The following is a 14,581-nucleotide window of genomic DNA, read 5'->3' on the forward strand; positions in this document are numbered from 1 at the left end:
GCCTTCAGTATCCGGGGTCCGGCCGCACCTTTGAGCCATCCGTGAAACGGGACAGGCGGAAGGCGGCCGGATCGACGCAGGGCGTGGTTCCAGCAACCAGATCAGCCATCAAACGGCCCGCTGCCGGGCCGATACCAAACCCATGGCCCGAAAACCCTGTTGCGATGAACATGCCCGGCAAGTGATTCACGCCCGAGATCACCGGTACCGCATCCGGTGTGACGTCAATCAGGCCGGCCCAGCTTTGGACAAGCTCGGTCTGCTCCAACACCGGGAACCCTTTGCGCGCTGCGGCCCAGGCCTGCCGCAGAGCTTTGGGCGAGGGCTCGGGGTCCAGCACGCGGCAGTGTTCGAACGGAGAGACATCTGTGGGCAGCCAGGTTCGGTCCTGCTGCGCTTCGATGCTCCAACGCTTTGACAGACGAAACCGCAGCGATCGCCATTCCTGTGCAAATGCGGGCAGGAACTGCCGCGCCAGCCGAAAACTGTCAGGCACGATATCCACCGTGTTTTCATGCCCCGACGCGATGGAATAGCCCCCGTCCGCCCGTTTCCGCATGGCAAAATCGTCGGACCAGAGCGCCGCGTCCGGTCCTTCCACCGGTGAGGTCCGCAGAACCGTATTCAGAACCTTCAATTGCGGCAGGTCGATCCCCGCGTTCCCGGCAAACAGGCGCGACCAGGCGCCGCCCGCCAGAACGACGTAGTCACAGGCCACGCGGCCTCGTTCGGTGAATACTCCTGCGATGCGACCATCGCCGGCATCGACGCTGCGGACGGCGCAATTGGTCATCAGAACCGCACCGCGATCTCGCGCTGCCTCGGCAATTGCGGGGGCGGCCAGTTGCGGTTCCGCGCGGCCATCCTGCGGCATGAAAAGGGCACACTCATGAGAGACCTGATTGCCCGGCAGCAGATCGTTCAACTCGGACCCCGAAACCAGCTTCGCACCGGTCTGCAACCCGTTCACGTGGCGCAACCACCGCTCCAGGTTGCCTCTGCCGCGCTTGCCCGAAGCGCCAAACAGGATGCCCGCGCGCGTATAGCCCGTTTCGCGCCCGATGCGCTGATCCAGCCCCTGCCAAAGATGCAGCGACTCGACCATCAACGGAATCTCCCGCGGGTCACGCATCCCCAGACGGACCCACCCCCAGTTACGAGAGCTTTGCTCGCCCGCAATCTGCCCCTTTTCGCACAACAGCACCGAGGCCCCGCGTTCCGCCAGTTCCAACGCGGTCGATGCACCGATGATACCGCCGCCGATGACAACGACGTCTACGGTTTTGGGCAGGTGCAGATCGGGTTCGACGGGGGTTGGTTTGGGACCGGGCATCAACCGCTCTTACATCATGGCTCGGGCCGCCATGAATGCGTGGGACGGGCGCCTAGGCAACATGCCTTCTGCCGCAGGCGAGATGTTTTTTGACAGCTGTGGCGCACACGCCAACAGGCGCGAGAAAACCCGCGCCGCACTGCTTGAATTCACTGGAAGTTTACGCTGCGCCGCTCAGTTCGGCCCATTTCTGGCGCAAGGTTGCCGCAAGGCCAGTATTGCGGGGCTGCACCTCTTCGTCCATTTCCGCTTGTTCGGGCAGAATCGGGAAGGTCGTTTTGGGTTTCGCTGCCTCGGCCGCAGGCTCGGGCTCTTCGCTTTCTTCTTCCCGAAGAAGATCAGCAATCGCCGAGTCAAGCTTGGCCTCGTCCAGAACCCGGGCTTCGGATTCCATCGACTTGTACCTTAACGGTGGGTGAAGCGGCTTGTCATATCCCTCATACATAATAACACCAAATCGTTAACTCAGATATTCACCATATGTGCGACACAGTTCACACAACGAATTGAGGTCACACCGCCCCATGTGAGGCGTCAATTAAGCCAAAATGTGGCAAAAAAATGTCTCAATTTCAAGCGATCAGTTCCCTGACCGCCCGGAAAATCAAAACGTTATCCGCTTTCGGGAAACAATAATCCAATCATTGGAAAAATAGATCGAATTACGAAACATCATTGTTGACGTCTTTAAGCGACTCCCGCTCAGTTCAGCCCCGGTCCCGCCAGCGGTTCACAATCGGATACCGGCGGTCCAGCCAGAACGCCCGGCTGGTCAGCCGCGTTCCCGGGGCGGACTGAAAGCGCTTGTACTCGCTGATATAGATCAGATGCTCGACCCGCCGCGCGTCAGCCTCGTCGAAACCGGCGGCCACGCAATCGGCGATCGAGCCCTCCTGATCGACCAGAATATCCAGAATCGCGTCCAGAACCGGATAATCGGGCAGACTATCGCTGTCCTTCTGATCTTCGCGCAGTTCAGCGCTGGGGGGTTTGTCGATGACCGAGGGGCGGATCACCTCACCCGCAGGGCCCATCATCCAGTCGCGGTGATTGGCATTGCGCCAGCGGCAGGTCTCGAACACGCGGGTCTTGTACAGGTCCTTGATCGGGTTGTATCCACCGTTCATGTCGCCGTAGATCGTGGCATAGCCCACCGCGACCTCGGATTTGTTCCCGGTGGTCAGCAACATCTCGCCAAACTTGTTCGAGATCGCCATCAACAGCAATCCACGCAGGCGGGACTGGATATTCTCTTCGGTCAGGTCCTCATCTCGACCAGCAAACAGCGGGGCCAAAGTCTCGGTCACCGCCGCCCGGCTGTCCGAGATCGGCACATAGTCATAGTGAACGCCCAACGCCTTGGCGACGACCTCGGCATCGTCCAATGACGCTTGGCTGGTATATTCCGATGGCAGCATCACACAGCGGACATTCTCGGCCCCGATGGCATCCACGGCAATGGTGGCGACTAAGGCGGAATCGACCCCACCCGACAGACCCAGCAGAACCTTCTTGAACCCGGTCTTGCCCATGTAATCGCGCAGCGATTGCACCATCGCGCGATAGTCCTGCTCCCATTCATCGGGCTGCGGCACGATCTCGGCTGGCACGATGCGCCAGCCGTCATCGCCGCGCTCAAGGTCGATATGGGCCACGACCTCGTCGAAAACCGGCATCCGAAACGCAAGCTCTCCGCCCGGGTTCAGGCCGAAGGTGGCCCCGTCAAAGACCTGATCATCCTGCCCGCCCACCATGTTCAGGTAGATCAACGGCAGGCCAGTTTCGACCACGCGGGCAACCATATGGTTCAGGCGGACATCGTATTTGTTGCGGAAATAGGGCGAGCCATTGGGGATCAGCAGGAACTCGGCTCCGGTCTCTTCGAGCGTTTCGGCCACGTCCGCGTGCCAGCCATCCTCGCAGATCGGGCTGCCGATGCGCGTATTGCCAACCGCATAAGGTCCACCCAACGGACCAGAGTCATAGAGGCGCACCTCGTCGAATACCGTTTCGTTGGGCAGGTGATGTTTCAGCACCTTGCTGCCGATCCGGCCACCTTTGAGGATCAGGTAGGCATTGTATAGGCTGCCACCCTCGACCCAGGGACCTCCAATCGCCACCGCCGGGCCGTCGGCACATTGCGCGGCCAGCTTTTCGACCGCTGCCATTGCCGCCTGATGAAACACCGGCTTCATCACCAGATCCTGCGTATTGTACCCGGTGATGAACATCTCGGGGAACGCCACCAGATCGGCGCCGGCCTCGCGCGCCTGATCCCACGCGGCTAACGCCTTGGCGGCATTACCTTCGATGTCCCCCACGGTGGGGTTGAGTTGCGCCAGAGTGATGCGGAAACGGTCGGCCATGCTGCCCTCTTGCCCTCGTCGGTCTTACTGCCATTTAGCAGATCATTGCGTGAGTGAAAGGCAAATGCGGCAAAACCCGTTGCTCTGCCCCTGCGCGTGCCGTAGTTTTGCGCAAAAGGAAGAACCCCGGACAGGCAGGACCGATCATGAACGCTTTCCGCATTTCAATTGCCGCATCCGCCGTGGCCCTGATCGCCGCGGGTGCCGCCGCTCAGAACGGTCAGGTGATCACCAAGGATGATGAGGTCGGGGGCGTCTACGAAGGCACCTTTGAAAACGGCCTGCGCCACGGGACTGGCACCTACCGCCTGCCAAACGGGTTCGAATACAGCGGCGAATGGGTCGAGGGCGAGATACAAGGCGCGGGCATCGCCCTCTATGTAAATGGCTCGGTCTATGAGGGGATGTTTGCCAAGGGTCAGCCCGAGGGGCGCGGCAAGATCATCTATGCCGATGGCGGCAGCTATGACGGCGAATGGTCAAACGGGTCGATCAACGGCACCGGTGTTGCGATCTACGCCAATGGCGCACGTTACGAAGGTGGCTTTCAGAACGCCCGCTATCACGGCAAGGGAGTGATGACCGACCCCAGCGGCTACAGTTTTGACGGCGATTGGGTCGATGGTGTCAAGCAGGGCAACGGCAAGATCACCTATGCCGAAGGCGGTGTCTATGAAGGCGACGTCAAGGATGGTCAGCGCCATGGTCAGGGCAGCCTGACCCTGCCCGACGGAATGACCTATGCCGGTGGCTGGGCCGAGGACCGCATCACCGGAACCGGGCGCTTGTCCTATGTCAACGGGGACATTTACGAAGGCGAGCTGGTCGACGGGCGGCGTCAGGGCAAGGGCAAGGTGATCTATGCCAATGGCGATGTCTACGAAGGCGACTATGCCGATGACTTACGCCACGGTCAGGGGACCTATACCGGGACCGACGGGTATGTTTACACCGGCCAATGGACCAGCGGCCTGATTGAAGGTTTGGGCGAGGTAACCTATCCCGACGGTTCGATTTACGTAGGTGATTTCAAGGCCGATCTGGCCGAGGGCAAGGGCCGCATCACCTATACGGACGGCTCAACCTATGATGGCGACTGGATCGCCGGGGTGATCGAGGGTCAAGGCGTTTCGACCTATCCCAACGGCACCGTCTACAAGGGCCAGTTCAAGAACGCCAAGCCGCATGGCAATGGCATTCTGACCTCAGCCGACGGGTCCAGTTATGAGGGGGATTGGGCAGATGGTCTGCGGCAGGGCAACGGGCTTTCCACCTATCCGGACGGCACCACCTATTCCGGCGATTTCGACGCGGGCAAACGACACGGGCAGGGCGAAATCATCATGGCGAACGGGTTCTCCTATTCGGGTCAATGGACCGAAGGCAAGATCACCGGAGAGGGGGTTGCAACCTATCCCAACGGCGATGTCTACGAGGGTCATTTCGTCGACGCGAAACGCCATGGCGCAGGTACGGTACGCTATGCCAACGGCGAAACAGAAACCGGCACTTGGGACAACGGCGCGCTGGCAACGGCGGATGATGCTCCTTCCGTGGTGCCCGCTGAAACGGCCCCGTCGAACCCAGACAGCTCTGACGGCTGAAGCAGAACCGCTACCACGGCACCGGTTTTCCCGCCCAGTCAAAAAACCCGCCGGTATCCGCCGGGGTCAGTTGCGCCATCACCTTCAGTAAGTTCGATGCAGCCTCGTCCGTGGTTACAGCAGGATGTCGCCCGAGATACTTCCTGGTAAAGTCCGTTTTCACCGTTCCGGGATGCAGCGAAACACAGATCACCTGTTTGTGCGTGCGGGCCAGTTCGATGGCTGCCGTGTGAATGATCTGGTTTACTGCCGCTTTCGCCGCCCGGTAGCTGACCCAACCGCCCAGCCGATTATCCCCGATCGAGCCCACGCGCGCCGAAAGCACGGCGAAGACCGCGCGACGATAAGAAGGTAACAGGCGTGCCGCATGGCTCAGAACCAAGGCCGGGCCTACGGCATTCAAGGCGAACTGGTCCATCATCGCCTGTGCAGATACGGCGCGGATGGTCTTTTCCGGGGCCGCGCCGTTGATCTCCAGCGCGCCAGTCGCAACAAGGATCAGATCGAACAACCCAGTGAGTGCACTCAGAGTGCGATCCACACCATCAGGGTCAGTCAGGTCAAAGCCGTCTGTCGAACGTGACAGGCCAGTCACCGCCACGCCCTGCCCGCGCAAGCGCTGGCACACTGCCCGTCCGATCCCTCCTGATGCGCCGATGATCAGTGCTTTTTCCATGGCGAACCACCTAGCCGCCTGCCCGCACGGATCAATGCGGCACGGAAAAGAAACCGCTCACCTGCAGTTACGTCGCAAATTGCTCTTTTCATTCCGGGGCGGCTCTGTATAACCTCAATCCCATGATCAACCGCGCAGATATCCTGATTGCCGACACCGCCATTCGCGGTGCGTCTCTGCGTGGCCTACTGATCCTAATCCGCCTCTGAGCGTGCCATCCGGCGCGCCCGCTCAGAGGAGGACGCCCGCGCGCCATAGGCTTTAGGACAGAAGAAGAAAGAGAATCCCATGACCAACGTGACCGACCAAGACCGCGTCTTGATCTTCGACACCACTTTGCGCGACGGCGAGCAGAGCCCCGGCGCAACCATGACCCATGACGAAAAGCTCGAGATCGCCGAGCTGCTGGACGAAATGGGCGTCGACATCATCGAAGCCGGTTTCCCCATCGCATCCGAGGGTGATTTCAAAGCGGTTTCGGAAATCGCCCAACGATCGAAAAACAGCCGCATTTGCGGTCTGGCCCGCGCCAACTTCGCCGATATCGATCGCTGCTGGGAGGCGGTGAAACACGCCGGGAAGAACCGGATTCACACCTTCATCGGCACCTCTCCGCTGCACCGCGCCATTCCGAACCTGACCCAGGACGAGATGGCCGAGAAAATCCACGAAACCGTCAGCCACGCGCGCAACCTCTGCGAAAACGTGCAGTGGTCGCCGATGGACGCGACCCGGACGGAATGGGATTACCTGTGCCGCGTGATCGAGATTGCGATCAAGGCCGGCGCGACCACGATCAACATCCCCGACACTGTCGGCTATACCGCCCCGTTGGAATCCGCCGATCTGATCAAGCGACTGATCGAAACTGTTCCGGGCGCGGATGAGGTAATCTTTGCCACCCACTGCCACAACGACCTTGGCATGGCGACCGCGAACTCTCTGGCCGCCGTGGCTGGCGGTGCGCGTCAGATCGAATGCACCATCAATGGCTTGGGTGAGCGGGCAGGCAACACCGCTTTGGAAGAAGTGGTGATGGCGCTGCGCACCCGCAACGACATCATGCCGTGGAACACGGGCATCGACACCACCAAGATCATGCACATCTCGCGCCGCGTGGCGACGGTGTCGGGCTTCAACGTGCAGTTCAACAAGGCCATCGTCGGCAAGAACGCTTTCGCGCATGAAAGCGGCATCCACCAAGACGGGATGTTGAAGAACCGCGAAAACTTCGAGATCATGCGCCCCGAGGATATCGGGTTGTCGGGGACATCTCTGCCCTTGGGCAAGCACTCGGGTCGGGCCGCGTTGCGCGATAAGCTGGAAACGCTGGGGTATGAGGTCGGAGACAACCAGCTCAAGGACATCTTCGTTCGGTTCAAGGATCTGGCCGACCGCAAGAAAGAGGTGTTCGACGACGACCTCATTGCGTTGATGACGTTGGATGATGACGAGAGCAACGACCACCTGCAGCTGGTGTCGATGAAGGTCACCTGCGGTACCGGCGGTCAGGCGGAATCGACAGTCGAACTGGAAGTGGACGGCCAGGATGTCATCGCCACCGAACACGGCGACGGGCCGGTGGATGCGACATTCAAGGCGATCCGCGTGATCTATCCGAACACCGCCCGGCTGCAGCTCTATCAGGTGCATGCGGTGACCGAAGGCACCGATGCGCAGGCCACGGTTTCGGTGCGCTTGGAAGAGGATGGTATGATCGCCACCGGTCAATCCGCCAACACCGATACGGTGGTGGCCTCGGCCAAGGCTTATATCCACGCACTGAACCGCCTGAAGGTACGTCGCGAGAAAACCGGCCCCGGCGCTGACGCGCGCGAGATCAGCTACAAGGACCTGACCTAAACGAAAGGCAGGGGCTCCCGCACCCGCGGCGGCCCGGCTTCGCCGACCCTTCTTGGGTTTTGGGCCCGGCAGCGCGCCGCAGGCGCGCTGCCGGGCCCAACTCGGTTGGCTGCATCTTTGATGCGGGCAAGCGAGGCGGGAGCACCACCCCTTTTTCAAAAATTAAGCTCTCAGAGATTTGAACAGCGTTGACAGGCGGGCCATTTCATCCTCGAGCCCATAGGGCGCGTTGATGATGAACATACCCGACCCCACCATGCGATGCCCTTCCCTCACAGGGTCGAACCTGACTTCGTGACACAGGATTTTCGGCAGATTCAGAGATTTCAGGGCGGAAATCATCGCAGTGTGGCGTTTGTCCGTCAGGATCGGATACCACAGCGCAATCACACCTACATTCCATTTGCAATGCAGCTTGCCGATTGTTCCCGGCAGTCGGTCATATTCCGACTTCACCTCATAGCTCGGGTCAATCAGCACCACACCGCGTCGAGGCGTCGGGGGCAGCAGAGACTGGGCCAATTCATACCCGTCCTGCTGGTACACCTTGGCCCCATAAGATGACATCGCCATGGCCAGCGCGGAATGTTCCTGCGGGTGCAGCTCGGCAAAATGCAGGCTGTCCTGATCTCTCAGCAAATTGGCGGCGATCAGCGGCGATCCGGGGTAGGCCTCAGCCCCATGCCTATTCTGAACAGCGCGGATCGCCTGTTCCAGCGGATGGTCCGCGTCAAACCACTTGGCCTGTTGGACGCGCCGGATGCCGGCCTCGGCCTCGCCAGTGCGAACCGCTTCGGCCGCGTCCAGCTTGTACAAACCCCGGCCCGAATGGGTTTCCAGATAGGTCAGCGGTTTGTCTTTACGGGTCAGATACTCCAGCACAATTGCCAATAAAGCGTGCTTTTGCACATCAGCCAGATTCCCGGCGTGGTAAATGTGTTGATAAGAGAGCATGTTGCCTTCTAAAGTCCCTCTCAATAAGGCGGAAAGGTGCTGATTGTCGCGGAATCAGCCCTTTTACCGGGCGTGCTGGCACCCTATAAGTCATCCGTCCCGGAACCGTCGAGTCGCGGGCAGTAGAAAAATCGACATACAGGATCAGGGGAATCATGGGGATCTTTGGCAATCTGGGCGGCCTGTTCACAGCGGACATGGCTATCGACCTTGGGACAGCGAACACGCTGGTTTATGTCAAAGGGCGTGGCGTGATCCTGTCTGAGCCGTCCGTGGTGGCCTATCACGTCAAAGACGGTGTGAAAAAAGTGCTGGCCGTTGGCGAAGACGCCAAGCTGATGCTGGGCCGGACCCCCGGTTCGATCGAGGCGATCCGCCCAATGCGCGAAGGTGTGATTGCCGATTTTGACACCGCCGAAGAGATGATCAAGCACTTCATCCGCAAGGTGCATAAACGCTCGACCTTTTCGAAACCCAAGATTATCGTTTGCGTCCCCCATGGCGCGACACCGGTTGAAAAACGTGCGATCCGTCAGTCGGTTCTGTCCGCAGGCGCCCGCCGCGCGGGCCTGATCGCGGAACCCATCGCTGCGGCTATTGGCGCCGGGATGCCAATCACGGATCCGACCGGGAACATGGTCGTTGATATCGGCGGCGGCACAACCGAGGTCGCGGTTCTGTCACTGGGTGATATCGTCTACGCCCGCTCGGTCCGTGTTGGTGGAGACCGGATGGACGAGGCCATTATTTCGTACCTGCGTCGTCAGCAGAACCTGCTGGTAGGTGAATCTACGGCTGAACGCATCAAGACCACCATCGGTACCGCACGGATGCCCGACGATGGCCGTGGTCAGTCGATGCATATCCGTGGCCGCGACCTGCTGAACGGCGTGCCGAAAGAGATTGAGATCAGCCAGGCCCAGGTGGCCGAGGCGCTTTCGGAACCCGTGCAGCAGATTTGCGAGGCGGTGATGACCGCGCTGGAAACCACGCCGCCCGATCTGGCCGCCGACATCGTGGACCGGGGCGTGATGCTGACCGGCGGCGGCGCGCTGTTAGGTGATCTGGATCTGGCGCTGCGTGAACAGACCGGTCTGGCCGTGTCGATTGCCGATGAAAGCCTGAATTGTGTGGCTTTGGGTACTGGCAAGGCCTTGGAATACGAAAAACAGCTGCGCCACGCGATTGACTACGAAAGCTAAGGCGCGCACCCTTTGCAAATAGGGTAAACTCGGCACGAGCAGCACGGGAAGGTAACCTGTGGCAAAAGACCGATCACAGCGCGACGAATACACCACCCCCTTGCGCCGCCTGCTGCTGGGGATCGTGGTGCTGTGCCTGCTGGCCATCTTTCTGGTCTGGCGTATCGACAGCCCGCGGGTTGAACGGTTCCGTGCACAGGTCGTCGACCGGGTCGTGCCGTCGATGGAATGGGCGATGGTCCCGGTCACCGCCGTGGTCAATCTGGCCCGCGATTTCCAAAGCTATCAGCGCCTGAGCGAACAGAACCAGGAATTGCGCAGCGAGTTGCGCCTGATGCGCGCCTGGAAAGAGGCCGCTTTGCAGCTGGAGCAGGAAAACGCCCGGCTGCTGGATTTGAACAACGTCCGCCTCGATCCGCGCCTGACCTATATCACCGGCGTTGTGATGGCCGACAGCGGCTCGCCCTTCCGGCAGTCCGTGCTGTTGAACGTGGGTGAACGCGACGGCATCACCGATGGGTGGGCCACGATGGACGGGATCGGTGTGGTTGGGCGCATCTCGGGCGTGGGCCCGGATACGGCCCGGGTGATCCTGATGACCGACGCCTCCAGCGCGATCCCGGCAACTATTCAGCCCTCGGGCCAAACCGCCCTGATCACTGGCGACAATACCCCAGCCCCCGCCGTCGAGTTTCTGGAGAACCGCGAACTGGTTCGTCCCGGTGACCGTGTTGTGACCTCAGGCGATGGTGGCGTATTCCCGGCCGGCCTGCTGATCGGCCAGATCACCGCCGATCCCGGAGGCCGCCTGCGGGTACGTCTGTCGGCAGACTTCGAACGGCTCGAATTCTTGCGTGTGTTGCGGTACCAGTCAGCCCCCACCATTCGGGATCCGGGCCGCATCGTTGGCCCCACCCAGCCCGCAGCAGCGCTGCCTCCGGTGGAGGTTGGTGATGGATAGTCAGACCTCGCAGCTTTGGTCCAAGCGGGGCCTGTACCTGTTTCTGGCCGCACTGATCCTGTTCCTGCACCTTCTACCGCTGGATACAAAACCGGATCGCTGGCCCTTTCCGGACTTGCTGATCGCGCTGACCTTTGCCTGGGTGCTGCGGCGGCCCGAGTATGTGCCGACGCTGCTGGTCGCCATCGTCATGCTGATGGCTGATCTGTTGCTGCAACGCCCGCCCGGCCTGCTGGCGGCGCTGGTGGTTCTGGGCACCGCTTACCTGCGCTCGGCCGCGTTTGGTTTGCGGGACTCGGGCTTTGTCGGCGAGTGGACCACCGTCGCCGTGGCGATCACGGCTGTTTTTATGCTGAATCGCATCATTCTTGCTATTCTGTCGGTGCAACAGGCAGCATTGGGGCCCGTGGTGATCCAAGTGGTTCTGACAATTGCGGTTTATCCTTTGATCGTTCTGCTCAGCCAGAACGGATTCGGGGTGCGGCGTAAATCCTCGGCCGAAACCGGCGCAATGGGGGCGCGGGGATGAAGCAGCGCAAACCCAAAGCCCAAGGCCTCGCCTATAAACGCCTGCCTCGCAGGGCACTGATACTGGGTGGGTTGCAGGCCGCCTTTATCGGCGGGCTGGCCGCGCGAATGCGGTTCATGCAGGTGGATCAGGCCGATGAGTACCGCCTGCTGGCCGAGGAAAACCGGATCAACATCCGCCTGATCCCGCCCACCCGTGGCCGGATCTATGATCGGAACGGAGAAATTATCGGTCAGAACTCACCCTCATACCGGATCGTCATGGTGCGCGAGGATGCGGGTGATGTGGACGAGGTGATTGCCAAACTGTCCCAATTGATCCCCCTGACCGAGGATGAGATCGCGCGGGCCAAAACTGAGATGCGCAGGTCAGCCCCATTCCTGCCGGTGACGCTGGCCGATCAGGTCACCTGGGAAGATATCTCGAAGGTTGCCGTCAACGCCCCGGCCCTGCCCGGCGTGATCCCCGAAGTGGGGCAGACCCGGCAATACCCGCGATATGAGGACTTCGCCCATGTGGTCGGCTACGTCGGCCCGGTCAGCGACTATGACCTCAGCCAAATCGAAGACCCCGAACCGGTGCTGCGCATCCCCCGGTTCCAGATCGGCAAGGTCGGGCTGGAAGCCAAGCAGGAAATCGCTTTACGCGGCAAGGCCGGGGCCAAGCGGGTCGAGGTCAACGCCACCGGCCGCGTGATGCGCGAACTGGACCGGCAGGAAGGCACCGCCGGAGCCGATCTGCAGCTTTCGGTGGACGCCGACTTGCAACAATACGCGCAGGCCCGGCTGGCCGGTGAAAGCGCCGCCGCCGTGGTGATCGACTGTGAAACCGGCGACATCCGCGCCATCAGTTCCGCCCCCAGTTTCGATCCGAACCTGTTCGTGCGCGGCATCTCGGTCGCCGACTACCGGACGCTGACGCAGGACAACTACCGTCCGCTGGCGAACAAGACAGTGCAGGGCACCTATCCCCCGGGCTCGACCTTTAAGATGATCACCGCCATGGCCGCGCTTGAGGCCGGGGTGATCGGCCCCTCGAACACCGTCTATTGCCCCGGCCACCTGAAGGTGGGCAGCCGCCGCTTCCACTGCTGGAAACGAGGCGGGCATGGCACGGTTGATCTGGAAACTTCGCTGAAACGCAGCTGCGACGTGTATTATTACGAAGTGGCCCTGAAGGTAGGGATCGACAATATCTCGGACATGGCGCGCACCTTCGGACTGGGCGTCAAACACGACATTCCGATGTCCGCCGTGGCTGCCGGGCTTGCGCCGAACCAGGAATGGAAGCAGCGCGTGCACGGGCAGGACTGGCTGGTGGGCGATACGGCAAACGCCTCGATTGGTCAGGGCTTCATGCTGGCCTCACCGCTACAACTGGCGGTGATGACGGCGCGCATTGCAACCGGGCGCGCGGTGACACCGCGCCTTGTGCGGTCGGTAAACGGCGTTGAACAACCCTCAGGCGCGGGTGAGCCGCTGGCGGTGAACCGTAATAACCTAGAACAGGTGCGCCAAGCGATGTTCTCGGTCTCGAACGACCGGCGCGGCACTGCGTATCGCAGCCGCATCATCGCGGACGAGTTCCGCATGGCAGGTAAAACCGGAACCAGTCAGGTCCGCAACATCACCAAGGCGGAACGTGCCGCGGGCGTGATCCGCAACGAAGACCTGCCTTGGGAACGCCGGGATCACGCCCTGTTCGTCAGCTTTGCGCCTTATGACAATCCGAAATATGCCGTGGCCGTGGTAGTCGAACATGGCGGAGGCGGCTCCAAAGCGGCTGCGCCAGTGGCCCGCGATATCATGCTGCAGGCGCTCTATAACGGCACGCCCCCGCTTGAGGCCTATCCGACCGCCGACCGGGACCGTATCAAGGAACAGCAAAAACAGCTGGAAGGCGACCGCCGCCCCAAAGCGCGTCCGACCGAGAAGGACCGCGCATGAGCTATCTTGAATACGCCGTCAAATCCACGCCCTCGGGGTTCCGCAAGTTCCTGTATATGAACTGGCCGCTGACCCTTTTGCTGATCAGCGTGGCCAGCGCCGGGTTCCTGATGTTGTATTCCGTGGCCGGTGGGTCTTGGTCCCCGTGGGCCGAGCCACAAATGGAACGTTTCGGGCTGGGCCTTGCGGTGATGTTCATCATCGCGCTGGTGCCCATTTGGTTCTGGCGCAACATGTCGGTGCTGGCCTATCTCGTCTCGATCGCCCTGCTGGTGTTTGTGGAGTTTTTCGGAACGGTCGGCATGGGTGCGCAGCGCTGGATCGACCTTGGCTTCATGCGACTTCAACCCTCCGAAGTCATGAAAGTCGCGCTCGTCATGGTTTTGGCGGCCTATTACGACTGGTTGCCATCACATAAAACGTCACGCCCACTTTGGGTGCTGATCCCGGTTGTCCTGGTTCTGATCCCTACGTTCTTTGTTTTGAAACAGCCGGACCTCGGCACCTCGATCCTACTGTTGGCAGCGGGTGGCGGACTGATGTTCCTGGCCGGGGTCCATTGGGCTTATTTCGCCGCTGTCATCGCCGCCGTGGTCGGCCTGATCGCCACCGTGTTCAACAGCCGCGGGACCGAGTGGCAGTTGCTCAAGGATTATCAGTTCCGCCGGATCGACACCTTTCTTGACCCCTCAACCGATCCGCTGGGCGCGGGGTATCACATCACCCAGTCCAAGATCGCGCTGGGGTCCGGGGGCTGGAACGGGCGCGGGTTCATGCAGGGCACGCAATCGCGGCTGAACTTCCTGCCCGAAAAACACACCGACTTCATCTTCACCACACTTGCCGAAGAATTTGGGTTTGTCGGCGGCATCACCCTGCTGACCCTCTATGGCCTGATCCTGATCTTCTGTCTGGTCACCGCGCTGTCGACCAAGGATCGGTTCTCGTCGCTGGTCACTCTGGGCATCGCGCTGAACTTCTTCCTGTTCTTTGCCGTCAATATGTCGATGGTGATGGGGCTTGCCCCTGTTGTGGGCGTACCGCTTCCGATGGTCAGCTATGGTGGCTCGGCCATGCTGGTTCTGATGGCCGCATTCGGTATTGTCCAAAGCGCCCATGTCCACCGCCCTCGCTGATCCGAAAGGCC

General features: G+C 60.9%; 12 protein-coding genes. 7 read left to right on the forward strand and 5 right to left on the reverse strand.

What is annotated here, in order from left to right; all coding sequences use genetic code 11:
* Positions 1–4: 4 nt before the first annotated feature.
* The 3 genes from ACR0KW_RS13345 to ACR0KW_RS13355 form a co-directional block, all read right to left on the reverse strand.
* Positions 5–1,333 carry an NAD(P)/FAD-dependent oxidoreductase gene (locus ACR0KW_RS13345; protein WP_480805427.1) on the reverse strand — a complete coding sequence of 443 codons (1,329 nt, stop codon included), beginning with the start codon at positions 1,331–1,333 and terminating at the stop codon, positions 5–7.
* 160 nt (positions 1,334–1,493) lie between these two features.
* Positions 1,494–1,727 carry a hypothetical protein gene (locus tag ACR0KW_RS13350; protein ID WP_480805428.1) on the reverse strand — a complete coding sequence of 78 codons (234 nt, stop codon included), beginning with the start codon at positions 1,725–1,727 and terminating at the stop codon, positions 1,494–1,496.
* Between the two features lie 313 nt (positions 1,728–2,040).
* Positions 2,041–3,699 (reverse strand): NAD+ synthase, encoded by a 1,659-nt coding sequence (locus ACR0KW_RS13355; RefSeq protein ID WP_480805429.1) that lies wholly within the window; start codon positions 3,697–3,699, stop codon positions 2,041–2,043.
* 146 nt (positions 3,700–3,845) lie between these two features.
* Here ACR0KW_RS13355 and ACR0KW_RS13360 point away from each other — a divergent pair, with 146 nt between their 5' ends.
* The gene (locus ACR0KW_RS13360) at positions 3,846–5,303 is read left to right on the forward strand and encodes an MORN repeat-containing protein (RefSeq protein WP_480805430.1); all 1,458 of its coding nucleotides are present in this window, start codon (positions 3,846–3,848) and stop codon (positions 5,301–5,303) included.
* Between the two features lie 10 nt (positions 5,304–5,313).
* On the opposite strand, the gene ACR0KW_RS13365 is transcribed toward ACR0KW_RS13360, so the two are convergent.
* Positions 5,314–5,979, reverse strand: coding sequence for an SDR family NAD(P)-dependent oxidoreductase (locus ACR0KW_RS13365; protein ID WP_480805431.1), 666 nt, complete (start codon positions 5,977–5,979; stop codon positions 5,314–5,316).
* A 288-nt stretch (positions 5,980–6,267) separates the two neighbouring features.
* Here ACR0KW_RS13365 and ACR0KW_RS13370 point away from each other — a divergent pair, with 288 nt between their 5' ends.
* Positions 6,268–7,842, forward strand: coding sequence for a 2-isopropylmalate synthase (locus ACR0KW_RS13370; RefSeq protein WP_170327125.1), 1,575 nt, complete (start codon positions 6,268–6,270; stop codon positions 7,840–7,842).
* Between the two features lie 162 nt (positions 7,843–8,004).
* Here the strand turns inward: ACR0KW_RS13370 and ACR0KW_RS13375 are convergent, their stop codons facing one another.
* Positions 8,005–8,796 (reverse strand): 23S rRNA (adenine(2030)-N(6))-methyltransferase RlmJ, encoded by a 792-nt coding sequence (locus ACR0KW_RS13375; RefSeq protein WP_480805432.1) that lies wholly within the window; start codon positions 8,794–8,796, stop codon positions 8,005–8,007.
* Positions 8,797–8,951: 155 nt separating this feature from the next.
* Here ACR0KW_RS13375 and ACR0KW_RS13380 point away from each other — a divergent pair, with 155 nt between their 5' ends.
* From ACR0KW_RS13380 to rodA, 5 genes are read left to right on the forward strand one after another with little or no spacing between them, the layout of a single operon-like run.
* Positions 8,952–9,998, forward strand: coding sequence for a rod shape-determining protein (locus tag ACR0KW_RS13380; protein ID WP_039523195.1), 1,047 nt, complete (start codon positions 8,952–8,954; stop codon positions 9,996–9,998).
* Positions 9,999–10,056: 58 nt separating this feature from the next.
* On the forward strand, positions 10,057–10,959 hold the full coding sequence (mreC, locus tag ACR0KW_RS13385) for a rod shape-determining protein MreC (RefSeq protein ID WP_170402564.1): 903 nt from the start codon (positions 10,057–10,059) through the stop codon (positions 10,957–10,959).
* Positions 10,952–11,488, forward strand: coding sequence for a rod shape-determining protein MreD (locus ACR0KW_RS13390; RefSeq protein WP_480805433.1), 537 nt, complete (start codon positions 10,952–10,954; stop codon positions 11,486–11,488). The genes mreC and ACR0KW_RS13390 overlap by 8 nt, the downstream gene beginning before the upstream one ends.
* Positions 11,485–13,434 (forward strand): penicillin-binding protein 2, encoded by a 1,950-nt coding sequence (gene mrdA, locus ACR0KW_RS13395; protein ID WP_480805434.1) that lies wholly within the window; start codon positions 11,485–11,487, stop codon positions 13,432–13,434. Before ACR0KW_RS13390 ends, mrdA begins: the two co-directional genes overlap by 4 nt.
* Complete coding sequence (rodA, locus tag ACR0KW_RS13400) at positions 13,431–14,570, forward strand: rod shape-determining protein RodA (RefSeq protein ID WP_480805435.1); 1,140 nt, start codon at positions 13,431–13,433, stop codon at positions 14,568–14,570. Before mrdA ends, rodA begins: the two co-directional genes overlap by 4 nt.
* The last annotated feature ends 11 nt before the right edge of the window (positions 14,571–14,581 follow it).

The sequence above is a fragment of the Ruegeria sp. CG11 genome (genome assembly GCF_056537245.1).

Coding starts and splice junctions, on each gene's coding strand:
- ACR0KW_RS13355 (WP_480805429.1), bottom strand. CDS start 3,699: ATGGCCGACCGTTTCCGCATCACTCTGGCGCAACTCAACCCCACCGTG.
- ACR0KW_RS13375 (WP_480805432.1), bottom strand. CDS start 8,796: ATGCTCTCTTATCAACACATTTACCACGCCGGGAATCTGGCTGATGTG.
- mrdA (WP_480805434.1), top strand. CDS start 11,485: ATGAAGCAGCGCAAACCCAAAGCCCAAGGCCTCGCCTATAAACGCCTG.
- ACR0KW_RS13370 (WP_170327125.1), top strand. CDS start 6,268: ATGACCAACGTGACCGACCAAGACCGCGTCTTGATCTTCGACACCACT.
- ACR0KW_RS13360 (WP_480805430.1), top strand. CDS start 3,846: ATGAACGCTTTCCGCATTTCAATTGCCGCATCCGCCGTGGCCCTGATC.
- ACR0KW_RS13380 (WP_039523195.1), top strand. CDS start 8,952: ATGGGGATCTTTGGCAATCTGGGCGGCCTGTTCACAGCGGACATGGCT.
- ACR0KW_RS13365 (WP_480805431.1), bottom strand. CDS start 5,979: ATGGAAAAAGCACTGATCATCGGCGCATCAGGAGGGATCGGACGGGCA.
- ACR0KW_RS13345 (WP_480805427.1), bottom strand. CDS start 1,333: ATGCCCGGTCCCAAACCAACCCCCGTCGAACCCGATCTGCACCTGCCC.
- ACR0KW_RS13390 (WP_480805433.1), top strand. CDS start 10,952: ATGGATAGTCAGACCTCGCAGCTTTGGTCCAAGCGGGGCCTGTACCTG.
- rodA (WP_480805435.1), top strand. CDS start 13,431: ATGAGCTATCTTGAATACGCCGTCAAATCCACGCCCTCGGGGTTCCGC.
- ACR0KW_RS13350 (WP_480805428.1), bottom strand. CDS start 1,727: ATGGAATCCGAAGCCCGGGTTCTGGACGAGGCCAAGCTTGACTCGGCG.